The organism is Bradyrhizobium sp. CFUWI, assembly GCF_056429085.1.
In genome coordinates, this window is the sequence record NZ_JBWJZE010000001.1 from 579,192 (window position 1) to 602,248 (window position 23,057).

General features: G+C 64.3%; 21 protein-coding genes and 1 tRNA gene. 15 read left to right on the plus strand and 7 right to left on the minus strand.

Features of this window, described 5'->3' with window-relative positions:
* Positions 1 to 38 precede the first annotated feature (38 nt).
* Positions 39 to 1,175, minus strand: coding sequence for an alpha-hydroxy acid oxidase (locus tag AC066S_RS02785; protein ID WP_478268851.1), 1,137 nt, complete (start codon positions 1,173 to 1,175; stop codon positions 39 to 41).
* Positions 1,176 to 1,308: 133 nt separating this feature from the next.
* Between AC066S_RS02785 and AC066S_RS02790 the strand changes: the two genes are divergently transcribed.
* The 11 genes from AC066S_RS02790 to AC066S_RS02840 all read left to right on the plus strand — a co-directional run bounded on the left by AC066S_RS02790 (position 1,309) and on the right by AC066S_RS02840 (position 12,574).
* The gene (locus AC066S_RS02790; RefSeq protein WP_167767622.1) at positions 1,309 to 1,476 is read left to right on the plus strand and encodes a hypothetical protein; all 168 of its coding nucleotides are present in this window, start codon (positions 1,309 to 1,311) and stop codon (positions 1,474 to 1,476) included.
* Between the two features lie 222 nt (positions 1,477 to 1,698).
* Complete coding sequence (glmM, locus tag AC066S_RS02795; RefSeq protein WP_126259109.1) at positions 1,699 to 3,042, plus strand: phosphoglucosamine mutase; 1,344 nt, start codon at positions 1,699 to 1,701, stop codon at positions 3,040 to 3,042.
* 280 nt (positions 3,043 to 3,322) lie between these two features.
* Positions 3,323 to 4,570: an MFS transporter gene (locus AC066S_RS02800; RefSeq protein WP_478268852.1), complete on the plus strand. Its 1,248-nt coding sequence runs from the start codon at positions 3,323 to 3,325 to the stop codon at positions 4,568 to 4,570.
* Between the two features lie 237 nt (positions 4,571 to 4,807).
* Positions 4,808 to 5,638 (plus strand): outer membrane protein, encoded by an 831-nt coding sequence (locus AC066S_RS02805; RefSeq protein WP_135170344.1) that lies wholly within the window; start codon positions 4,808 to 4,810, stop codon positions 5,636 to 5,638.
* Between the two features lie 168 nt (positions 5,639 to 5,806).
* The gene (locus tag AC066S_RS02810) at positions 5,807 to 6,634 is read left to right on the plus strand and encodes an outer membrane protein (protein ID WP_478268853.1); all 828 of its coding nucleotides are present in this window, start codon (positions 5,807 to 5,809) and stop codon (positions 6,632 to 6,634) included.
* A 75-nt stretch (positions 6,635 to 6,709) separates the two neighbouring features.
* The gene (locus tag AC066S_RS02815; protein ID WP_126259113.1) at positions 6,710 to 7,300 is read left to right on the plus strand and encodes a glutathione S-transferase family protein; all 591 of its coding nucleotides are present in this window, start codon (positions 6,710 to 6,712) and stop codon (positions 7,298 to 7,300) included.
* A 15-nt stretch (positions 7,301 to 7,315) separates the two neighbouring features.
* Positions 7,316 to 7,774: a GNAT family N-acetyltransferase gene (locus AC066S_RS02820; RefSeq protein WP_126259114.1), complete on the plus strand. Its 459-nt coding sequence runs from the start codon at positions 7,316 to 7,318 to the stop codon at positions 7,772 to 7,774.
* Between the two features lie 172 nt (positions 7,775 to 7,946).
* Complete coding sequence (locus AC066S_RS02825; RefSeq protein WP_235885152.1) at positions 7,947 to 8,138, plus strand: hypothetical protein; 192 nt, start codon at positions 7,947 to 7,949, stop codon at positions 8,136 to 8,138.
* A 79-nt stretch (positions 8,139 to 8,217) separates the two neighbouring features.
* Positions 8,218 to 9,390 (plus strand): phosphoserine transaminase, encoded by a 1,173-nt coding sequence (locus tag AC066S_RS02830; RefSeq protein WP_126259116.1) that lies wholly within the window; start codon positions 8,218 to 8,220, stop codon positions 9,388 to 9,390.
* A gap of 216 nt (positions 9,391 to 9,606) precedes the next feature.
* Positions 9,607 to 11,196 (plus strand): phosphoglycerate dehydrogenase, encoded by a 1,590-nt coding sequence (gene serA, locus AC066S_RS02835; RefSeq protein ID WP_126259117.1) that lies wholly within the window; start codon positions 9,607 to 9,609, stop codon positions 11,194 to 11,196.
* Positions 11,197 to 11,401: 205 nt separating this feature from the next.
* The gene (locus AC066S_RS02840) at positions 11,402 to 12,574 is read left to right on the plus strand and encodes a thiolase family protein (RefSeq protein ID WP_126259118.1); all 1,173 of its coding nucleotides are present in this window, start codon (positions 11,402 to 11,404) and stop codon (positions 12,572 to 12,574) included.
* 50 nt (positions 12,575 to 12,624) lie between these two features.
* On the opposite strand, the gene AC066S_RS02845 is transcribed toward AC066S_RS02840, so the two are convergent.
* Positions 12,625 to 13,614 (minus strand): LysR family transcriptional regulator, encoded by a 990-nt coding sequence (locus AC066S_RS02845; protein WP_478268854.1) that lies wholly within the window; start codon positions 13,612 to 13,614, stop codon positions 12,625 to 12,627.
* Positions 13,615 to 13,786: 172 nt separating this feature from the next.
* On the opposite strand from AC066S_RS02845, the gene AC066S_RS02850 reads away from it, so the two are divergent.
* Positions 13,787 to 14,266: a YybH family protein gene (locus AC066S_RS02850; RefSeq protein ID WP_478268855.1), complete on the plus strand. Its 480-nt coding sequence runs from the start codon at positions 13,787 to 13,789 to the stop codon at positions 14,264 to 14,266.
* A 6-nt stretch (positions 14,267 to 14,272) separates the two neighbouring features.
* Here the strand turns inward: AC066S_RS02850 and AC066S_RS02855 are convergent, their stop codons facing one another.
* Complete coding sequence (locus tag AC066S_RS02855) at positions 14,273 to 17,770, minus strand: PAS domain-containing protein (RefSeq protein WP_478268856.1); 3,498 nt, start codon at positions 17,768 to 17,770, stop codon at positions 14,273 to 14,275.
* Between the two features lie 611 nt (positions 17,771 to 18,381).
* Between AC066S_RS02855 and AC066S_RS02860 the strand changes: the two genes are divergently transcribed.
* Together AC066S_RS02860 and AC066S_RS02865 are read left to right on the plus strand one after the other, a co-directional pair.
* Entirely contained in the window at positions 18,382 to 18,816 is a 435-nt protein-coding gene (locus AC066S_RS02860) for a phasin (protein WP_478268857.1), read from the plus strand.
* A gap of 360 nt (positions 18,817 to 19,176) precedes the next feature.
* Positions 19,177 to 19,253: transfer RNA gene (locus AC066S_RS02865), tRNA-His, on the plus strand.
* 216 nt (positions 19,254 to 19,469) lie between these two features.
* Here AC066S_RS02865 and AC066S_RS02870 read toward each other — a convergent pair.
* Together AC066S_RS02870 and AC066S_RS02875 are read right to left on the minus strand one after the other, a co-directional pair.
* A complete protein-coding gene (locus AC066S_RS02870; protein ID WP_478268858.1) occupies positions 19,470 to 20,108 on the minus strand; it encodes a hypothetical protein in 639 nt (212 codons plus the stop codon).
* A 265-nt stretch (positions 20,109 to 20,373) separates the two neighbouring features.
* Positions 20,374 to 20,742 (minus strand): hypothetical protein, encoded by a 369-nt coding sequence (locus AC066S_RS02875; protein ID WP_478268859.1) that lies wholly within the window; start codon positions 20,740 to 20,742, stop codon positions 20,374 to 20,376.
* Between the two features lie 975 nt (positions 20,743 to 21,717).
* Here AC066S_RS02875 and AC066S_RS02880 point away from each other — a divergent pair.
* Positions 21,718 to 22,002 (plus strand): hypothetical protein, encoded by a 285-nt coding sequence (locus AC066S_RS02880; RefSeq protein ID WP_478268860.1) that lies wholly within the window; start codon positions 21,718 to 21,720, stop codon positions 22,000 to 22,002.
* Here AC066S_RS02880 and AC066S_RS02885 read toward each other — a convergent pair.
* Both AC066S_RS02885 and AC066S_RS02890 read right to left on the minus strand, forming a co-directional pair.
* A complete protein-coding gene (locus tag AC066S_RS02885; RefSeq protein WP_478268861.1) occupies positions 21,999 to 22,307 on the minus strand; it encodes a hypothetical protein in 309 nt (102 codons plus the stop codon). The genes AC066S_RS02880 and AC066S_RS02885 overlap by 4 nt on opposite strands.
* Positions 22,308 to 22,658: 351 nt before the next feature.
* Positions 22,659 to 23,036, minus strand: coding sequence for an AEC family transporter (locus AC066S_RS02890; RefSeq protein ID WP_478268862.1), 378 nt, complete (start codon positions 23,034 to 23,036; stop codon positions 22,659 to 22,661).
* Positions 23,037 to 23,057: the final 21 nt, after the last annotated feature.

Genomic DNA, 23,057 nt, shown 5'->3' on the forward strand with positions numbered 1-23,057 from the left:
CACGCTTTCGCTTTGCCCACCCTACGGCACCGTCGCGCTCACACCGCAATGATATGATCGTCGATTTCGTCGATCCGGTTGACGCCGCACAGGCCCATGGTGGTGAGCAGCTCCTTCTGGATGATGTCGATCGCCTTGGCGACGCCGGCCTGGCCGCCGGCGCCGAGGCCATAGGCATAGGCGCGGCCGATCATGCAGGATTTTGCGCCGAGCGCGAGCGCGCGCATCACGTCCTGGCCGGAGCGGATGCCGCCGTCGAACATGATCTCCATCTTGTCACCGACGGTGTCGACGATTTCGGGCAGCACCTCGATCGAGGACGGCGCGCCGTCGAGCTGGCGGCCGCCATGGTTGGACACGACGAGGGCCTGCGCGCCGGTCTTGGCGGCTTCCTCGGCGTCCTCGACGTCGAGGATGCCCTTGATGATCAGCTTGCCCGGCCAGATGCTGCGGACCCACTCGACGTCCTTCCAGCTCAACGACGTGTCGAACTGCGACGCGGTCCATTCGGCAAGGCGGTTGAGATCCTCGGTGTTCTTCACGTGACCTGCAATGTTGCCGAAGGTGCGGCGCTTGCCCTGCAGCACGCCGGAGACCCAGCTGGGCTTGCTGGCGAAATCCAGCAGCTTCGACAGCGACCATTCGGGGGGTACCGTCATGCCGTTCTTGATGTCGGCGTGGCGCTGGCCGATCACCTGCAGGTCCACGGTCAGCACCAGCGCGCTGCACTTGGCCGCGATCGCGCGCTGGATCAATTCCTTGATGAAGCCGCGGTCCTTCATGACGTAGAGCTGAAACCAGAACGGCTTCTCGACGCTGGCGGCGATGTCCTCGATCGAGCAGATCGACATGGTCGATTGCGTGAACGGGATACCGGCGGCCTGCGCGGCGCGGCAGGCGTGGATCTCGCCGTCGCCGTGCTGCATGCCGAGCAGGCCGACGGGCGCCAGCATCAGCGGCATGGTCGAGGGCTCGCCGAGGATCGTGGTCGAGGTGTCGCGCTTGGAGACGTCGACCAGGATGCGCTGGCGGAACTTGATCGCCTGCATGTCCTCGCGGTTGGCGCGCAGCGTCTCCTCGGCATAGGAGCCGCGGTCGCAATAGTCGAAGAATGCCTTCGGCACGCGGCGTTTATGCAGGGCGCGAAGATCGTCGATACAGGTGATATGTTTCATGCTCGTTTCCCCGGCCCGTCTTGTACCCAAAAGTCTTGCTACCTAAGAGGCTTGCATCGGAAGATTTCGAGGTCATCTAGCATGGTTGGATGCACAGCCAAATCGTTTGCGGAAGGTTTTGCAGGAGGCCGCCATGACCAAGCCGCACGCCGGACCTTCACCGGAAGAGATCAAGGAAAAGCATGATCTCGAGGAAGCGCTGGAAGAGGGGCTGGAAGAGACCTTTCCGGGCTCCGACCCCGTCAACGTCACCCAGCCGGCGCCGAGCCGGGAGGATGGCCGCGTCAAACGCAGCAGCTAGGGCCGGTCCGTCTTATTTCGGCACTATCTCGGGAACTGGAGTGTTAACAAGACGTTATCGGAAGCGCGGCGGGCCTGGTTCCGTAATGATTTATCATATTTCTTGAAGCCAAGTTAGCCGTGCAGGCATTATAAGACCCCAAGCAAATCAGGGATGCGGGGCCTGTTCGGGCAGCCCGTGGTTGTCGAGGGGATTCCCTGATCGTTGCGTTGGGGGACGATTATGAGCCGCAAATATTTCGGGACGGACGGGATTCGGGGCCGCGCCAACGGACTGATCACGCCGGAGCTCGCGCTCAAGGTCGGCCAGGCCGCAGGCCTTGCGTTTCAGCGCGGTGACCACCGCCACCGTGTCGTGATCGGCAAGGACACCCGCCTCTCGGGCTACATGATCGAATACGCGATGGTCGCCGGCTTCACCTCGGTCGGCATGGACGTACTTCTGGTCGGCCCGATGCCGACGCCTGCGGTCGCGATGCTGACCAAGTCGATGCGCGCCGATCTCGGCGTCATGATCTCGGCGTCGCACAATCTGTTCGAGGACAATGGCATCAAGCTGTTCGGCCCGCAGGGCTTCAAGCTCTCCGACGACGTCGAGAGGCAGATCGAGCAGCTGCTCGACGAATCGCTCGACAAGCGGCTGGCACAGAGTGCGAGCTTGGGCCGCGCCCGCCGTATCGACGGCGTGCACGACCGCTACATCGAATTCGCCAAGCGCACGCTGCCGCGCGATCTGTCGCTCGACGGCCTGCGCGTCGTGGTCGATTGCGCCAACGGCGCCGCCTACAAGGTGGTGCCGGAAGCGCTGTGGGAGCTCGGCGCCGACGTCGTGCCGATCGGTGTCGAGCCCGATGGCTTCAACATCAACAAGGAATGCGGCTCGACCTCGCCGGAAGCGCTGTCGAAGAAGGTGCGCGAGATGCGCGCCGACATCGGCATCGCGCTCGACGGCGATGCCGATCGCGTCATCCTGGTCGACGAGCGCGGCCATATCGTCGACGGCGACCAGCTGCTCGCGGTCATTGCACAGAGCTGGAAGGAAGACGGCCGGCTGTCGCGGCCGGGCATCGTCGCCACCGTGATGTCCAATCTCGGGCTCGAGCGCTTCCTGAACGGGCAGGGGCTCGATCTCGTCCGCACACCGGTCGGCGACCGCTACGTGCTCGAGCAGATGCTGAGCGGCGGCTACAATCTCGGCGGCGAGCAGTCCGGCCACATCATCCTGTCCGACTACGCCACCACCGGCGACGGCTTCGTGGCCGCGTTGCAGGTGCTGGCGGTGGTGCAGAAGCTGCGCCGCCCCGTGTCCGAGGTCTGCCACCGCTTCGATCCACTGCCGCAGATCCTCAAGAACGTCCGCCACAAGGGCGGCAAGCCGCTCGACGATTCCGACGTCAAGTTGGCGATCTCCGACGGCGAGAAGCGGCTCAACGGCCACGGCCGCCTGCTGATCCGCTCCTCCGGCACCGAGCCGGTGATCCGCGTCATGGGCGAGGGCGAGGACCGCATCCTGGTCGAGGACGTCGTCGACACCATCGTCACCGCGCTGGGCCAGGCCGCGGCTTGATGTTTTTCTTACCCTCCCCTGGAGGGGGAGGGTCGATCGCGCGAAGCGCGAGCGGGGTGGGGTGATCTCTCCAACTCGGGCACTGTGGGATGCGGAGAGACCGTCACCCCACCCCGTCTCATGTCTCGCTTCGCTCAACATGAGCCGACCCTCCCCCTCCAGGGGAGGGTAAGCGACGAGAACACCCACGCATCCCAGCCATCGACGATTGACGGTGGTTCGACCGCCGCTTGCATCGTAACTAGCGGATGCGGCGGTTCGCCGCGCCGGGATCGCTGCATTGAACAAGCCTGTCGTCGTCTCAGAGGAAACGCTGACCGAGCCCGCCGTCGTTGCTGACGTGGCGCCGGCCGCCAAGGCCGCGGGGCCGGCTTATATCGTGCTCGCCGGCATCAGCTTCTCGCACTTCCTCAACGACACCATGCAGTCGCTGATCGCCTCGGTGTATCCGATCCTGAAGGACACCTACGCGCTCGATTTCGCGCAGATCGGCATGATCACGCTGGCCTTCCAGTTCACGGCCTCGCTGCTGCAGCCCGTGGTCGGGCACTACACCGACAAGAAGGCGCAGCCCTACTCGCTGGCGATCGGCATGGCCTCGACCTTCTTCGGCCTGCTGCTGCTCAGCGCCGCGCAGCAATATCTCGTCATCCTCGTCGCCGCCGCGCTGGTTGGCCTCGGCTCGGCGGTGTTTCACCCGGAGTCCGCGCGCATCGCGCGGCTCGCCTCCGGCGGCCGCTACGGCTTCGCGCAATCGGTGTTCCAGCTCGGCGGCAGCTTCGGCACCTCGATGGGGCCGGTGCTGGCGGCGCTGATCGTGGTGCCGTTCGGGCAGGGCAGCATTGCCTGGTTCTCCTCGATCGCGTTCTTGGCGATCCTCATCCTGTGGCGCATCGGCCGCTGGTACGCGCCGCAGATCACGGCGAAGAAGATGGCGGCGGTTCAAGCCCATCCCGACGCGCCGAGCTCGCGCCGCGTCGCCGTCGCGCTGCTCGTGCTGGTGGCGCTGCTGTTCTCGAAGCAGCTCTACGTCTCGAGCCTGTCGAGCTACTACATCTTCTATTTGATCGACCGCTTCGGCGTGTCGACGCAGGCCGCGCAGATCTACCTGTTCATCTTCCTGGCGGCGAACGCGGTCGGCGCGTTTCTCGGTGGCCCGCTCGGGGATCGCTTCGGCCGCAAGATCGTGATCTGGATGTCGATCCTCGGCGCGCTGCCGTTCACGCTGGCATTGCCCTATGCCGGGCTCGCTGCCAGCGCCCTGCTCAGCATCGTCATCGGCCTGATCATCTCCTCGACGACGTCGTCGATCATCGTGTTCGCGCAGGAGCTGGTGCCGCATCGTTTCGGCATGATCTCCGGCGTGTTCTTCGGCGTCGCCTTCGGCATCGGGGGCCTCGGGGCCGCCGTGCTCGGCAAGCTCGCCGACCACACCTCGATCGAGTTCGTCTACCAGGTCTGCGCTTATCTGCCGGCGATCGGCCTGCTTGCGGTGTTCCTGCCCAAGCTGCCGCGGCACATGCGTTAACGCGCCCTCTCTCGCTGCAGCCCACGTTCACGGATCGTTAGCAATTGCGGCCAAGTTGCCGCACTTGATGCGGCGTTCCTGCAACGCTCACGTGCCGTGCACGCGAGCGGTGAGAAAAAATCAACCTTAAAAATTAGGGTTAAGTGGCGCTTAAACATTTGCTGGCATCGTCCGCTCCGTGAGTTTCCAGAACGTGAGGCCTGTGTATTTGCCTCACCGGCCAAAAGGACGAAGCCAATGCGTAGCGTTAAGTCTCTCCTTGCCGCGGGTGCGGCAACCCTGATCTCGTCGATGGCTTTCGCCGCGGACATGCCGATCGCGGCACCCCCTCCCATGTACGCGCCGCCCGCTCCGCCGGCCGATTTCGGCGGCTGGTATCTGCGCGGCGACATCGGCATGACCAACCAGAGCGCCAAGCGCATCGAGAGCGCCCTGCCGGCCGGGTATTCGAAGACGACGGAAGGCCTCGGCTTCGATTCCTCGCCGCTGTTCGGTCTCGGCGTCGGCTATCGCTTCAACAACTGGTTCCGCGGCGACGTCATCGGCCAGTATCGCGGCAAGGCCAACCTGCACGGTTCCGACAACGTCATCGGGCCCGGCTTCGTCGGCGCCAATAATTACAGCGGCAGCAAGTCCGAATGGGTCGTCATGGCCAACGCCTATGTCGATCTCGGCACCTGGTGGTGCATCACTCCGTTCATCGGCGCGGGTGTCGGCGGTTCCTATAACAAGATCAGCGGCTTCCGCGACGACGGCGTGTCGTACAGCCCGTTGCTCAACAACAGCGTCGCCTACTTCGCCGACAACGGAAAGTGGAATTTTGCCTGGGCCGCTCACGCGGGCCTCGCCTACAAGGTCAATCCCGGGTTCACGGTCGAACTGGCCTACAGCTACATGAACCTCGGCGACGCAGCGCCCGGCAATTACCGCCTTTTCGACAACAGCGCCTCGGGCCCGACCACGATCAAGATCAAGGAGCTCACCTCGCACGACGTCAAGCTCGGCGTGCGCTGGGATCTCAACAGCCCGCCGGTCTACGCGCCGCCGCCGCTCGTCACCAAAGGCTGATCGCAAGCCTCATCGCTTAAGCTTTCTTAACGGCGCGGGAGCAACCCGCGCCGTTTTGCTTTGCGTATTTTTCATGGCGAGCCAGCGGCGAAGGCGGCTCACGCAACCATTGGTTAAGGTTAACGGGCCATGATCATCGCAACAGTTCGAGTCCGATGGAGCGTTGCGATGCGTGGGCTATTGTTGGCGGCAGCGATGTTGGGGACGGTGCATGCCGCGCACGCGGCCGATATGCCTGACCTGCCGATCCTGCGCGGCAGCTTCACCGACGGGCTGACGAGATCGGCCGTCAACTGGCAGGGCTCGTATATCGGAGCGCAGGCCGGCTATGGCTCGTCCGACGAGAACTTCAACGGCTCGACCAGCAACATGATGGCAGCCTTGTTGGCGGATACGCTGATCGAGAGCTCGATGGGCGTGTCCCAGTGGAATCTCGGACTGGGCAAAGCCTCGCAGCGCACGACCGGTTACGGCGCCTTCGTCGGCTACAACGCGCAATGGGACGATGTCGTGATGGGCATCGAAGTGAGCTGGCTGCACGGCAAGTTCGGGGGGATGACGTCGGCCAGCGAAAGGCGCGTCAGCGCCACCGCTCTGGCAGACGGCAATTTCCATGATGTCACGGCGACGTCCACGTCTTCGATCAGCATCAGCGACATCGGAACGTTCCGCGGCCGCGCCGCTTACGCATGGGGATGCTTCCTGCCCTACATGTTCGGGGGTCTCGCGCTCGGCAATGCCGACATCATACGTACCGTCAACGTGCAGGATCGCGTCAGTCCGACCCAGTTCGGGATTTACACTCCGCTGGCGCCGTTGAGCTCGACCGATGCCCAGCATAGTCACCTGATCTACGGCTACACGGCCGGTGTCGGTGTCGATGTCAATCTGGTCGGCGGCCTGTTCATGCGCGCGGAGTACGAATACATTCGCTTCGCCGCCCAGGTCGACACCAGCATCAACACCGTCCGCGCCGGCCTCGGCTACAAGTTCTGACGCAAGGTCGCCGCGCCGCGGTTGACAGTTTCGCTCCGTCCTGATGCTCTGTCGCTCCATAGCGGGGCGGCAGCGATGAAGGTCTACGGCGACAGCAATTCCGGAAACTGTCTGAAGGTGAAGTGGGTCTGCGATCATCTCGCATTGCCCTACCGGTGGGTCGAGATCGACACCCGCAAGGGCGAGACGCGCACGCCGCAATTCCTCGAGATGAACGGCGCCGGCCAGGTGCCCACGGTCGCGTTCGACGACGGCCGCACGCTGGCGCAGTCCAACGCCATCATCCGCTATCTCGCCCGCGACAGCGCGCTCGTTCCGCGCGACGCCTTTACGGCAGCGAAGATGGATGAATGGCTGTTCTGGGAGCAGTACAGCCACGAGCCCTATATCGCGGTGTGCCGCTTCCTGCTCGTCTATCTCGGCAAGGACGCATCCGAGCTCGACCCCGAGAAGGTCAAGCGCGGCTATGCGGCACTCGACCGCATGGAGCAGCATCTGGCGGCCAGCCGTTTCTTCGCCGGCGAAGCGGTTTCGCTCGCCGACATCTCGCTGCTCGCCTATACCCGCGTGGCGCACGAAGGCGGCTTCGACCTCGACCGCTATGCTTCCGTCCGCCGCTGGATCGGCGACGTCGAAGCGTTTCTCGGTCTTCCGCCGGCGCGCTGAGGTTGGAGTTTCGACATGAGCACCGTCTCGATTCGCAGCGCCCGCCGCGACGACGTTCCCGCGATCGTGGCGATGCTGGCAGACGATCATCTCGGCCGCGCGCGCGAGCGCGTCGAGGATCCGTTGCCCGCCGCCTATTACGACGCGTTCGCGCGGGTCCAGCGCGATCCGAACCTCGCGCTCGTGGTGGCCGAGAGCGAGGGCAGGGTGGTCGGCTGCCTGCAACTCGCGATCCTGCCGGGCATCAGCTCGCAAGGCGGCAGTCGCGGCCTGCTCGAGGACGTGCGCGTTGCCACCGATTGTCGCAGCCGCGGCATCGGCGAGCAATTGGTGCAATGGGCGGTGGCAGAGGCCAAGGCACGCGGCTGCAATCTGGTCGAATTGCTGACGCACCACACGCGAACCGACGCGCAGCGCTTCTACAAGCGACTTGGATTCACGGCGAGCCACGTCGGTATGACCGTCCGCTTTTGAGGCAGTATCGCGCGAGCGTTGCACAATCAGCAAATTCAGGGCGCGCATTCGTTCGTGTTAAGAGCCGGTAAACTACCCGCCGGTCGTTCACGTTGATGAAGGAACGAACGGTGCTAGGCAGCGTCAGAAACCGGGCTCGGTCGGTTCGGGGATTTCGATGACAAGCTATTCCATGATCAAGGTCGGCAACGATTACGTCGTGCAGGCCAACGACAAATGCATTTTGAAAGTCGGCAGCCGCCGCCGGGCCGCGCAATTGATCAGCGAGGCCACGGACCTGCTGAATGCGCTCGCGGTCGTGGATTCCCCCGATATCGCACCGGATGCGCCTTCATCCCAGCGTGAGACGCCGGAACTTCCTTGACTGCTCTGCCCGATTCCCGTATCAGCCGCAGCGGGACACCTCCCCCCAACGGGAGGCTTACTATCTGGAAGGGTAGACGATGACTGTAGCGAAGCCCGCTTCGCGGCCGACCGTGCCGCATTTCTCCTCCGGCCCCTGTGCCAAGCGCCCCGGCTGGAACGCCCAAAATCTCAAGGACGCAGCGCTCGGCCGCTCGCATCGCGCGAAGGTCGGCAAGACCAAGCTCAAGCTCGCGATCGATCTGACGCGCGAAGTGCTCGAGGTGCCCGCCGATTACCGCATCGGCATCGTGCCGGCCTCGGATACCGGCGCGGTCGAGATGGCGCTGTGGTCGCTGCTCGGAGCAAAGCCCGTCACCACGCTCGCCTGGGAATCCTTCGGCGAAGGCTGGGTCAGCGACATCGTCAAGGAATTGAAGCTCAAGGACGTCACCAAGCTCAACGCAGCCTATGGTGAAATCCCCGATCTCTCCAAGGTCGATCCCAAGAGCGACGTCGTCTTCACCTGGAACGGCACCACCTCCGGCGTACGGGTGCCGAACGCCGACTGGATCAGCGCGACCCGCGAAGGCCTGACCATCTGCGACGCGACGTCCGCAGCCTTTGCGCAGCCGCTCGACTGGGCCAAGCTCGACGTCGTCACCTTCTCCTGGCAGAAGGCGCTCGGCGGTGAAGCCGCGCACGGCATGCTGATCCTGTCGCCCCGCGCGGTGGAACGGCTCGAGACCTACAAGCCGGCCTGGCCGCTGCCGAAGATCTTCCGCATGACCAAGGGCGGCAAGATCAACGAGGGCATCTTCGTCGGCGAGACCATCAACACGCCGTCGATGCTCTGCGTCGAGGATTATCTCGATGCGCTGAACTGGGCCAAGTCGATCGGCGGCCTCAAGGCGCTGATCGCGCGTGCCGACGCCAACACCAAGGTGCTCGCCGACTGGAAGGCGAAGACGCCCTGGATCGACTTCCTGGCCAAGGACGCTTCGATCCGCTCCAACACCTCGGTGTGCCTCAAATTCACCGATCCCGCGATCACCTCGCTGTCCGAGGACGCGCAAGCCGAGTTCTCCAAGAAGCTGGTCGCCCTCGTCGAGAAGGAAGGCGCCGGCTTCGACTTCGCCTATTACCGCGATGCGCCGGCCGGCCTGCGCATCTGGTGCGGCGCCACCGTCGAAGCAAAGGATGTCGAACTGCTGACGCAGTGGATCGACTGGGCCTTCGCCGAAACCAAGGCCGCTCTGCCCAAGGCGGCGTGAGTTTTCTTCGCCTCTCCCCGTTCTTACGGGGAGAGGCCGGGTCGCGCAGCGATCCGGGTGAGGGGCTCTCTCCACGAGTACCTCGCCTGTGGCTGCCCCTCACCCCAGCCCTCTCCCCGTAAGAACGGGGAGAGGGAGAGCAAGACGCTTCCAAGTCACTCACGCATTTCCGGCCCTCGGGCCGATCCTCTCAGGGACGGTGAAGGACACATCCCCATGACCAAACCCAAAGTTCTCATCTCCGACGCGCTCTCGCCCGCTGCCGTTCAGATCTTCAAAGACCGCGGTGTCGAGGTCGACTTCCAGCCCAATCTCGGCAAGGACAAGGACAAGCTCGCCGAGATCATCGGCAATTATGACGGGCTTGCGATCCGCTCGGCGACCAAGGCGACCGCCAAGATCCTGGAGAGGGCGACCAACCTCAAGGTGATCGGCCGCGCCGGCATCGGCGTCGACAACGTCGAGATCCCCGCCGCCACGGCCAAGGGCATCATCGTGATGAACACGCCGTTCGGCAATTCGATCACGACCGCCGAGCACGCCATCACCCTGATGCTGGCGCTCGCCCGCGAGATTCCGCAGGCCGATGCCTCGACCCAGGCCGGCAAGTGGGAGAAGAACCGCTTCATGGGCGTCGAGATCACCGGCAAGGTGCTGGGCGTCGTCGGCTGCGGCAATATCGGCTCGATCGTCGCCGACCGCGCGCTCGGCCTGCGCATGAAGGTGATCGCGTTCGACCCGTTCCTGTCGCCGGAGCGCGCCAAGGACATCGGCGTCGAGAAGGTCGAGCTCGACGACCTGCTCAGGCGCGCCGACTTCATCACGCTGCACACGCCGCTGACCGAGAAGACCAGGAACATCATCGACGCGGCCGCGATCGCCAAGATGAAGAAGGGCGTGCGCCTGATCAACTGCGCCCGCGGCGGCCTCGTCGACGAGCAGGCGGTGGTCGATGCGCTCAACTCCAAGCACATCGCCGGCGCCGCCTTCGACGTCTTCGTCGAGGAGCCCGCGACCAAGAACGTGCTGTTCGGCCATCCCAACGTGATCTGCACGCCGCATCTCGGCGCCTCCACCACCGAAGCGCAGGAGAACGTCGCGCTCCAGGTCGCCGAGCAGATGTCGGATTATCTGCTCACCGGCGCGATCTCGAACGCGGTCAACTTCCCCTCGATCACGGCGGAAGAAGCGCCGAAGCTGAAGCCGTTCATCTCGCTCGCCGAGAAGCTCGGCTCGTTCGCCGGCCAGCTCACCGAGAGCGGCATCCTCAAGGTCGAGATCACCTACGAGGGCCACGTCGCCGAGATGAAGATCAAGGCGATCACCTCGGCCGTGCTGTCCGGCCTGCTGCGCCCGATGCTGGGCGAGGTCAACGTCGTGTCCGCGCCCGTCGTCGCCAAGGAGCGCGGCATGGTGGTGGACGAGATCGTGCGCGCCGCCCAGAGCGACTATGAGAGCCTGATCACCGTCACCGTCACCACCGAGCGGCAGGAACGGTCGGTCTCGGGCACCGTCTATGCCGACGGCAAGCCGCGCCTCGTCGACATCAAGGGCATCCGGGTCGACGCCGAGTTCGGCAAGTCGATGATCTACGTGACCAACGAGGACAAGCCGGGCTTCATCGGCAGGTTCGCGAGCCTGCTCGGCGACGCCAAGCTCAACATCGCCACCTTCCATCTCGGCCGCGTCGCGCCCGGCAGCGATGCCATCGCCCTCGTCGAGGTCGATGGCGCGGTGCCGGCCGACCTGCTCGCCAAGGTGCAGGCGCTGCCGCAGGTCAAGCAGGTCAAGGCACTGACGTTCTGAACGCTCACCGTCGTCATGGCCGGGCTTGTCCCGGCCATCCACGCCTGACGCTCACATTGATATTCCGACCCGCGGAACAACGCCGCCTCCATCACCGGGGGCGGCGTTTTTATTTTCCCGCGATCTGCTGACTTTGTGTACCAATGGCGCCCAGAACGCCTCGTAACTACGCTCCGTTCAAAATCGTTCGATCAGGGAGAAACACATGCGTGAAGCCGTCATCGTTTCCTATGCGCGCACGGGCCTCGCGAAATCCGGCCGCGGCGGGTTCAACATCACGCCGCCGATGTCGCTCGCGGCCCATGCCATCAAGCACGCGGTCGACCGCGCCGGCGTCGACAAGGACTATGTCGAGGATTGCTATCTCGGCAATTGCGCCCATGGCGCGCCGAACATCGGGCGCCAGGCCGCGCTGCTCGCCGGCCTGCCGAAGACCACGGCCGGCGTCTCGGTCAACCGCTTCTGCTCCTCGGGGCTGCAGACCATCGCGATGGCCGCCAACTCGATCCGCTCCGACGGTGCCGACTGCATCGTCGCCGGCGGCGTCGAGAGCATCTCGATCCCCGGCGGCGGCACGCCGAAGGAATCGGTCGATCCTGATCTGCTCAAGGTCGCCCCCGACATCTTCATGGCCATGATCGACACCGCCGACATCGTCGCCGAGCGCTACAAGCTCAGCCGCGAATACCAGGACGAGTTCTCGCTGGAGTCGCAGCGCCGCATGGCTTCGGCGCAGCAGGCCGGCAAGTTCAAGGACGAGATCGTCCCGATGAAGACCAGGATGAAGGTCGTCGACAAGCAGACCAAGGCCGAGAGCATCGTCGACTACGTCGTCGACCGCGACGAGTGCAACCGGCCCGAGACCACGCTGGAAGGTCTCGCCAAGCTCGAGCCGGTGAAGGGGCCCGGCAAGTTCGTCACCGCCGGCAATGCCAGCCAGCTCTCCGACGGCGCCGCCGCCGTGGTGCTGATGGAAGCCAAGGACGCCGAGAAGCGCGGGCTGAAGCCGCTCGGCCGCTTCGTCGCCTGGGCGACCGCCGGCTGCGAGCCCGACGAGATGGGCATCGGCCCGGTGTTCGCGATTCCGAAGCTGTTGAAGCGCACCGGCCTCAAGATCGACGACATCGATCTGTGGGAGCTCAACGAGGCCTTTGCCAGCCAGTGCCTGTACTGCCGCGACCAGCTCGGCATCGATCCCGCCAAGTACAACGTCAACGGCGGCTCGATCGCGATCGGCCATCCCTTCGGCATGACCGGCGCCCGTCTCACCGGCCACCTCTTGCAGGAAGGCGCCCGCCGCAAGGCCAAGTGGGGCGTCGTCACCATGTGCATCGGCGGCGGTCAGGGCGGCGCCGGCCTGTTCGAGATCTATAGCTGAGACCAGGCGACAGCAATGCGAAAGGGCACGGCGCAAGCCGTGCCCTTTTGTTATCGGGCATAGGCGGAGACGCGACGCCTGGGCGCTGTCGGCGTCGGCGGACCCAAGCAGCGCGCCACTGTCTCGAACAGCCAGGCGACACCGGCATCCGCCATCGCGGCTTGTGAGGCGACGACACGCACAGGGTCGGGCGTCCACGGAAACGGCACGGGACGCATCACCAGGTCGAAACGCGCGGCATGGCGTTCGACCAGATGACGCGGCAAGGTCGCAATGAAATCGCTCTCGGCGAGCTGCGCGAGGGCCATCATGAAGTTGGGCACGGTCAGCGCCACGCGCCGGGAATGGCCCCGTTCGGCAAGCCTGACGTCGACGATCCCGAGCGCATCACCGGTCGCCGAGACCAGCATGTGCCGTGCCGCCAGATAGGACGCGAGCGTGACCTTGCGGGCCATGGTGTGGCCCTTGCGCATGGCGACGACGAAGTCTTCCTCGAACAGCAAACGTTCGGCGTAGCGTGACGGCAACGGACCGACCGGCAGCACGGCGAGGTCGAGCCGGTGCGAATCGAGCTCGGAGAGCGTCTCCTGCCACACCTCGCCCGACGCCTTGCCATGACGTTGCGGCATCAGCTGCAGCAGCCGGATGTCGATCCCCGGGCCTTCCCGGGCCAGGGTCTCGAGGAGGGCAGCGAGAAACACCGCGGCCAGCGCATCCGGTGTGCCGATCGTGAACGAGCGCCTCGCCGTTCGCGCGTCAAAGGGCTCGGCGGCCGACACGATCGCATCGAGGCGCGACAGGAGTTCGGCGACGGGACCCGCAAGCGCGAGCGCACGCTCCGTCGGCTTCACGCCGCTCGGCGTCTTCAGAAACAACGGATCGTGGAAGATGCGCCGCAGCCGGGCCAATCCGTGGCTCACCGCCGAGGGCGTGAGCTTGAGCTTGTCTGCCGCGCGCGAGACCTGGCGCTCCTCCAGCACGGTGCTGAACACGACGAGGAGGCTGACGTCGATCCGGGCAAGCTGAGCAGGATTCAGCATGGTCCTGAGATCTTATCACTGGATTCATCACGGTCAAAGCGGCATGCAGTGTCCTGTGCCACCGCATGAAACCGTCAACACCGGAGCCCTCGGGATGAAGAACGATCAAGACTCTCGCTCAGCCGCACCCGCGGCGGTGTCCAGGCGTCACACGCTCGCAGGGATGGCATGCATGCCACTCGTCGTCGCCGAGGCGGCCACGGCCGACGACATGATCGCGAAACTGATCGACCATACGCAGCAATCGAATGCGGCGCTGATGCGCGGCGACGTCGGCACCTACCGGCAGATGGTCTCCCTCACCGACGACTTCGTGCTGATGTCGCCGTTCGGCGGTGTCCCGTCAAAGGCCGCGGAGTACACGCCCGAACGGTGGGAGCGGATGGGCCGGTTCTTCAGGAACGGCACGCACAGGCAGGAGGTCGTGCAGACCTATGGCTCGCAGGACATGGTCGTCCTGGCGCTGATCGAGCGCGACAGTGTCGAGGTCGGAGGGCTGCCGGCGCAGGAATGGGCTCTGCGCGTGACGCTCGTCTACCGGCGCGTGGGCGCCGAGTGGCGCCTGGCGCATCGCCACGCCGACCCGCTGGCCAACGGCATCAGCCTGCAGCAGGCGGCGGCGCTGGCGCGCGGCCTGCCCGCAAGCCAGTGAGCCCCCTCACGCCCCCGCCAGCGCCGGTGCGAACACCACTTCGATCAGCGTGCCGTGGCCCGCGCTCTTGATGTTGAAGCGGGCGCGGTTGGCTTCGACCAGGGCCTTGGTCAGCGACAGGTTCAGCGCCGCGCTGTCCGCGGCATCGCCCGGCGGCGGGGTGCGGAACGGCTCCATCGCCGCGGCGACCTCGCGCTCGGACAGGCCATGGCCGGTGTCGCGGATGCGTAACGCGATCTCGCCGCGGTCGGTCACGGCGGTGGAGACGATGACCTGGCCGCCGGCGCTGGCGAGCCGGATCGAGTTCGAGATCAGGTTCATGGTGATCTGCCGCATCGCGCGCGCGTCGGCCGTGACCTGCGGCAGCGCATGCGCGAGCGAGGTGCGGATGATGATGCGCTCGCGATTGGCCTGCGGCTGCATCACCGTCACGCAGGCTTCGACGAGGTCGTTGAGGTTGAGGTCGGCGAAGGTGAGGTCGAGCTTGCCGGTCTCGATCCGCGACAGCTCCAGCAAATCGTCGATGATGGCGATGACGCGCTCGCCGGAGGCGCGGATGTCCTTCATGTATTCGCCGTAGCGCTCGTTGCCGAGCGCGCCGAAGCGCTCGGAGATCATCACCTCGGCAAAGCCGATGATGGCGTTGAGCGGCGTGCGGATCTCGTGGCTGATCCGCGCCAGCATGTCGGCCTTGGCGTTGGCCGCGCTGTGGACGAGGCGGCGGGCCTGCGCCAGCTCGCTCTCGCCCGCCTTGCTCTGGGAGAGGTCGCGGAACACGGCGAAGAAGTTGGGCCCGTCGGGCCGCGTGCGGCCCATGATCATCGCGAGCGGAATGACGCCGCCCTTCTTCTCGCGGCCCAGCACCTCGCGGCCGTGGTCGAGCAGGCTCGCAATGTCCTGGCTCTTGAGGCTTTCGAGATAGTCGACGACGACCTGCTGGCTCTCGGGCGCGAACAGCGTCAGCAAGTTCTGCTCCAGCAGCGCCGTGCCGTCATAGCCGAACAGCGCCTCGGCGCTGCGGTTGCAGGCGTGGATGTTGCCTTCGGCATCGAACATCACGATGCCCTCGGCCGTGGTGTCGAGGATCGCGGCGAGATCTTCCGCCTCGGCTTCGCCGACTGCGGGCTCGAGCTCGGGAGCGTAAGCGAACGGCTCGGGGACGATGGTCTCGGCGACGACCGTCTCTGCGACAGCCGTCTCCGCGATGACAGGCTCGGCGATGACAGGCTCGGCAATGCCGGGCGCGGCGATGGCGTCTGGCGGCTGCGGCAGCGCGCAGATCAGCGCATGCGCGCTCTCGCCGTCCCAGTCGATCGTGTGCAGATGCGCGACTGTGGTCGGAAGCGGCGTGTCGCCGTTCGCGACCGTCGCGCTGATCGTGACAGGCGTGCCGCCTTGCGAGGTGCTGCTCGCCGAGGACACGCCGGGCTCGACATAGAGCGCATCCAGCCCGCCGGCATCCTCGAGCGCATGGACGTCGGCATGGCCCATCCGCGCGAGGAACGCGGAATTGGCGTAGAGCAGGCGGTCGAGCCGATAGATCAGGATGCCCGTCGGCAACAGGTCGAGCAGCGCCCGGTCGCGCGCGCTGGCGCCGCGCGGCGGCGGCGCCGGCTCGGTCAGCCATTCGGCCGCCGCCTGCTGTGGCGCGGGCTCCGGCGCCTCCGGCTCGGCCGTGATCTCCGTCACGGGCTCGGACGCGTCCGCGATGGTCTCGCGATCGCGCTCGAGCCGTTCGGACAATTGCCGCGCGAGCTCGTTGAACGCGCTGTTCTCGACCGGCGTCAGCGTCGGCGATCTCTGATCACTGAGTGATCTGACATCGCCGGACGGTCGGAACGGCACGACATTGGGAGGGGTTTCGACGGGCGTTTCCACTGGGATGTCCGAATCTCTTGGCTGTGAAGTCGCGTCGCAGGCGAGGTCGGGTCGTTCGGCTTCGGCGGTCGGCTCGGGCCCGGGCTCAGGATCGGGCTCCGCCGGCGCGGGCTGTTCCACTGTTTCGGCCTCTTCCACTGGCTCGGCCTTGGGCTCGACCGCATCGGCGGTCAGATCATGCTGCGCCGGCGCGGTGAGCTGCTCGAAGCGCCTGAGCGCATCGAGCCGGTTGAGGGCGTCGAGATCGCGGCAGACGCCGAAGCCCTTGAAGCCGGCGAAATCGCGCGCGGCATCGTAAGTCGGCAGGCCCGCGAGCTCGACCGGCAGCTGCTCCCCGCCGTCGGTCGGCCAGTTCACGGTGATGCCGGCCCAGGTGTCGTGGCTTGCCAGCGCCTGCGCGATGCGCCCCTCTGGGTCGAGCGAGAACGCCTCGGCGATCTCGTGCCAGGGACGGCCGAAGCCGCTCGCCGTGCGCGCGCCGATCAGCCGGATGAATTCGTCGGTGAGCAGCACAAAGCGGCCCTCCGCGTCCGTCTGCCAGAGAAAGCGCAGCGGATGCTGACGCGGTGCGAGCGGCTCCTGGCCCGACGATTCCTGGTCCGATGGCGGCTCGACCATGCCGGATCTGATCGGCGCAGCCTGCGGCGACACAATGGCTTGAAGCGGGTTTTCAACCGGAGTCTTTGCCGCGACGTCGGCGGCCTGGCCGGCCACCTCATGCGCCGGATCTTGCCGGGTCGGTTCGACCGTCTCCTGCGGTTGGGGCGCGATGGTCCCGGTGGCGGTGGGCGCCTCGATCGGCTCGGCGAACGCATCGAACAAGGAGATCCCGGCCGAGCCGTGCTGCGACGGGGACGGCTCGCTCGGCATGGTCGCGGCCTGCTGTGCGGGCTCGGCAGGCTTGGACTCGGCAGGTTTGGACTCGGCAGGCCTGGGCTCGGCCGGCATATGCTCGGCAGGCCTGGCTTGCGCGGCGGCAGCCGGCTCGATCAGCGCGACCAGGCCGACATCGGCGCCTCGGCCGACCCGTTGCAGCACCATCTGGCCGATACCGATCGGCGTCTCGGCGCGGCCGTCGCGCAGCGCATCGCTGCGCGCCTTCTCGAGCCCGGCCTCGCCGAGATCGCGGAAGCCGAGCAGGGCGCGGGCGGCGTCGCTGGCGCCGACGAACAGGCCGTCGGGCGCGAACGCCGCCATCGGCATCTTCGCGCCTTCCACCAGGCGATGCAGCCGCTCGATCAGCGGCATGCTGCGCAGGCTCGGATCCATCGCGGTGACGAGCACGGCATGGCTGCCGTCGGCAAAGTCGAGCCGGCTGCAGGCGCAGGTCATCAGGGTGCCGAGCCTTGCGCCGAAGCCGCGCAGCCGTTCGAGCCGCACGCTGCCGTTCGCCGGCAGCTGGCGCGCGAGCCGGGCGACCTGGCGGCGATGCGGGTCCGCCGGGCCGAACACCTTCTCCACCAGCGCCGCGCCATGCGCCGCGCCGAACAGTCTTGCGCCGACCGGATTGGCCCACAGCACGCGCGTGCCGTCGATCGACCACAGCCAGGCCGGCCAAGGGGAGGTCGCATGCACGGCCAGCCGCGGATCGCCCACACCTCGCAACTGGAAATCCGAACTCGTCATCCGACCGGCTTAGTCTCACGCTAGACGCTGGCGGCTGCCGGGAATGACAGCCTTAAGAAAGGGTTAGTATCGCGCGCGCCCGCGCGCAGGTCCACGGCTCGCCCCTCCGCAGGTATCCCAAAGCCGCGATAACCTTAATCCCGCCACCCCCGCAAGCCGCAGCCCGGTTCATCCAAGGAATTCGGGGGGTCTTGGAGCAATCGGTTGCAATGCGAGCTGCCGGCCTCCCCGCAGCTCGTCATTCCGGGGCGCGCGCAGCGCGAACCCGGAATCCATCCATCCTCTTGTTCTGCGGCCTGATGGATTCCGGGCTCCCTCGCTTTCGCTCGGGCCCCGGAATGACGGCGGCAGGGCTGGACCTTCTCAACCCCCGGTTCCCCAACCCGGGAACCTCACCCTCCCCGAGAATTAAATTTTCGCAGCGCACCGCCCTGCCGCGTTGCGCTGCACAATGTTGACATGATAGGCAGCCATAGTGCTGGGCGCTGGGCGAGCCATCTCAATCGTTTCGCGTTTCCAGTCTTCGTACCCGCTGAATGCAAGGGCCCGACAGGGGCCGGCGGGCGCGCCAGAAGGCTCACTCCATTTTTCAATTAGCGTGAGGGACAACCATGACAGGTGCGACTGATCCGTTTTCTGCCTCGATCATTCCGTTCGAGGTTCCCGAGCAGATGCGTGCGTTCGCCGAAAAGGGCGTGTCGCAGGCCCGCGAAAACTACGCCAAGTTCAAGGACGCGGCCGAGACCCACAACGGCACCGTCGAGGCCGTGTTCACCTCGGCCTCCAAGGGCGCGAGCGCATACACCGCCAAGCTGGTCGAGTTCATGAAGGCCAATTCCAGCGCCCAGCTCGACTTCGCCCAGCAGCTGTTCGGCGCCAAGTCGCCGTCGGAAGCGCTGGAGCTGTGGACCGGCCACACCCGCAAGCAGTTCGAGACCCTGCAGTCCCAGGCCAAGGAGCTGGTCGAGCTCAGCCAGCGCATCGCCGCCGAGACCGCCGAGCCGATCAAGGCCTCTGCCTCCAAGTACTATCCGCCCGCCGCCTGAGCGGCACGGCCGGTTTGATCTTCAGGAAACCCGGGCCGAAACGCCCGGGTTTTTTCTTGCCTCTCCCGCGCGCACACGTGGAATCCAGGAACGGCGTCATGCCCGGGCTTGTCCCGGGCATCCACGTTCTTGGTGCGGGGGCAAGGCGTGGATGGCCGGGACAAGCCCGGCCATGACGACGGGCGCGCCAGGTTCTGCTGGCCGCCATCAGGCCCGATTCCATCGCACCGAACGTGATCTCAGCCGGTTTTTCACCCCATTGCGGCCTTGCCAAACCGGGCCGTTGCACCTAGTTTCCGCCCCGTCCAGCCCCCCTAGGTCGACCTTTTCAGGCACCCCTTGAGGGCGGCTCGCCAGGATGCAGTTGTAGCTCAGTTGGTTAGAGCGCCTGTCTGTGGAACAGGAGGTCGGTGGTTCGAGCCCACCCAACTGTACCAACGAAGCCCGGAAGGTAGTCACCCAATCCCGTCACCGAGATTGGTCGTTTTGGCTCCCGCTTAAGAGCGTGGATGGACATGTGTCGCCACCTTGGCGACACACGCCCTCGGCCCTGAGGAGAGCCGGCTTGCAGTCGATGAAGAATCTCACCGGCAAAAATGATCAGTCTCGAACCTAAGTCGAGCCACCGAGATGAGTTGGGCGACTTAGCACCTCTATGAGCGGATGGCAAAGACCTTGCCGGTTCCGTGCGCATCAACGTCGAGGAAGCCATCCTGCATGGATCGCACTTCATCCGTAAGGAACGAGTCCATGACGGCGGCAATTTCTGCCTCCGTAAAATGAAAGAGGCTGCGCTTGCTCTGAGTGTCCGATGCGATCAGAAGCCCGTCCGGCAAGTACGCGCTTCCTGACAATACTGCGATGACGCGGGCGTGCAGCATCTTGTCGGAAATGACCTTGGGCGTTCGGCGCTCTCGACGCCGCGCTCTCATGTCGTAGTTGTTGAAGATGTCGGAAGCCGTGCGACTTATGAACGGCTCGCGCCATTCCACGTCGGCCTTGACGGAAATCTCGTGGACATCGAGCTGCGAATCGCGAAATCGATCGGTTATGAGGCGACACTCGATCAGCCGACGCATGCAAACAGCTGCTACGCCAATTGCTCGTTCGAGCATATGAAGCGGGTTATATTCCGTGTCGCTATCGGTCCACATCTCTTGAAGGTGTTGCAGAACGCGGCGTCGTTGTTCGGATAATTCGTTCTTCCACGTATAGGATTGCCAATCCGACGAACTTACTCGGCCCAGCTTTAGCGCTTCCGCGAAGCTTTCGGGGAGATCATTTTCAGTCATTGGTTAGTGCCTCTCCGCCGAACCGTTCACTTCGCACGCTCTGCCACGCGACGTTTGTCGCAAGGCTGCATTCAACTGTGGGGTGCTTTGCGTATATCGGCCAAGATTGCCGCAACAGTGCATAAAACTCCGTCCTCGGTCTGTCGGACCGCGCTCCCGTTACGGTGAGGCAACACCAAATGGTTCACTGTCAGCGTAATCCCGGTTGAGACGATCTCATGTTCTGTTTAGCAGCTGTTCTGTTGCCAACAGCAGGCAACGCCGTTCATCGAGATCGCTGGCAGCGCATGAGTAGTTGATTGGTTGTCGCCAAAAAGACCCCGCCAATTGCCATTGCCCGAGCAGCATCGTCACGAATAGACGGAATGTCAGCCTTGAGCGTAGCTAGAGAGAGCGTTTCTCCACTTATTGCGCTCTTTTCGAATGCCATTTGCGTCGTGTGCGCAGTCCAATAAACGCCGTGAATATAAAAGTTTCGCCGCTGGATTAGGCCCTCAAGGATATCGAGCGTTTCGCGAAGGTCGGTGCCTCGGAACTCAAGGGCGTCCAGTTCGTCTACTGCTCTCTTTAAAGAAAGCAAATTTCTTCTCAAACGTTCGAGGAAGCGCCTTGCATATGTTCCTTCCCCCAGCATTGTGAAAAACCGCGTGAGCCAAAAAATCGATCCCGCATTCGGCCATGGAGAAGGCGACAACGAAATGTCCGAGGGCTTCGTGAAGATCCTCTCGATAAGGCAATTTCAGTTCTGAGTAGATGTCCTGACCGTCCTCAGATCGAATTCCAAATTCCCCACACAGTTCGCAATTCAAAAGGCGGCCCGTCAAGCCAATCCGAGTCAATTTGGCCGGCAGACCGCATCGGTGGCACGGTGTTTCGTTGAAGGTAATTTTTGTAGATTGGGTGCTCAAAGCCCGCTGCCTCCGTTGCCGCCTTTGCATTTGCTGCTGACGGCGATTGCCCCGCGCTGGGCTTTGAACATTCCTAGCGCGGAGTCAGCGTGGTCCTCCACGACAAAGTCTGAGATCGAGCTGCTTGCTTGCCGACCTTTGGGACGCACCTCGATATATCCGTCAGGATCATGGTGACAGTGCCGAGGACCTTTCTTTTTTTTAACGTCGGTGTTCGACGTGATTTCCCGTTGGATGATTCGCGGGTCTACGCCCCAAGCTGAGGACGAATTATTTCCGACAGGCGAATTTATTGCACTGTGAATAGCGGGATGGAGCGGGCCATCCACACCCATGCAGAGAGTTTGCTCGCTTGGAGATTCATGAGGAATCACCGATGCTTGGAACAAATCAGGATCAACGCTAAGTCCCTGTTATCCCACCCTTTCCACCATATTTAGTATTTGATTCAGGAACCCACACTAGTTCTTGACGGGCGAGACGGCAGAGCCGTACCTTGCATGGAACTGAAACAGCGAAGCCGCCTCGGGTGGGCGACCCAAAAGCGGCTTCAAAGTTTCAGCCTGCCACATCCCCGGGACGGGTCAGGCAGGTCGTCGGTAGCTTTAGCGGATTCATTAGAATCAACTCATGCCGGTCGGTCAAGCCCGTCTCACGCATAGCCAGAGTTTCCCTCTGGCGTTTTCGGAGACGTAGTTACAATGGCCTTTCCTCCCCAAACTCCCCGGCTGTTCACCAAGGCAGCCATCGAAGTACTGAACCCTAACCAAAACGGCGTGTACGGTATCTTCCGTGAGGGGTGCTGGATCTATGTTGGTCGCGGCGACATCCGCGCCCGGCTCCTCTCGCATGTCGCGGGGAACAATCCGGCGATTACAGCGCAGCGCCCGACCCACTTTGTGGCGTCGGTCACGCAGAACGATGTCGCCCTGGAGCGTCAGCTCATCCTGGAGCTGAACCCGGTCGCCAACCAGAAGGTCGGCTAGTAGAGTGCAGAACCGGTGCCGTCAAAGCGTCCCGTGAGGCGGTCGAAGTAATAGTCTCGACCGTCCACCGACACACGCACAAAGAGGTCATCAACGGCCACGGCGACGTGCTGTTTGGTGATCTCGTCGGTGACTTCCATGGGCTGGATAGCCGCCGGCACGCCGAGCTTGTTCAATACCCGACCGATACCGATTCTCACGCGCGAGCGCGCAATGTCGAGCGACGTGGCGCCGTCGCGGACCGGGTGGGACACGCGGTGCGACGGGAAGCTGACGACTTGGCTGCGAATCTGGCCATTAAGCATATAGGAGCCTTGTCTGTTGCTCTTAAGAAAAGATTGACGGGGGCCGGTTGTTCCGCAGTTCTGGGCACTATCTTGCGTTTGAGATGCGTACAGAGTTCGGGCGGCAACTCGACACCATGTTGGTGTGGAACCGCTTTCGAGGCCGATGGGATGCGCGGCGAGGAGTTCTCCTACCCAGAGCGGCCCGAACATCCCGACAATGAAGGAAGTGGACTGGACGCAAGCGTAGAGCGAAAAGCCGCCTGATCTGAGGAGATAGTTGCGATGAAGAAAGGCGAGGCCGAAAAGACTATGCCGCACCTGATCGACGAGTGGGTTGAGCAGGCTAACGAGCCGTGGCCGCCGGATGGCTTACATCACTACAGCTTCGGTACGTTCTGGACGTGGCTGCAAAACAACCATCATCCGTACACGCAGTTCCGAGCCGTCCCGAACGCTCGCTATGTTACAGAAATGTGGTTCGACAGGCTCACGAAGCAAGCATGGCGCAACTAGATGCCAAAACGTCACCACCGGCAACATCACCGCTGCCCGCAGCGTCCCTAGCGCGACCGCGACTGACACCGGGTTCACCAGCCGCTGATACTGCACCGCGAAGATGTAGGCATTGGCGCCGGTCGGCATCGCCGCGAACAGCACGACGACACCCGCCGCAACCGCCGGTAGGCCGAGCAGTTTTGCCAGCACGAAGGCGGTCGCCGGCATCCCCGCAAGCTTGAGCGCGCACATCACCAGGATGCTCAGCTTCTC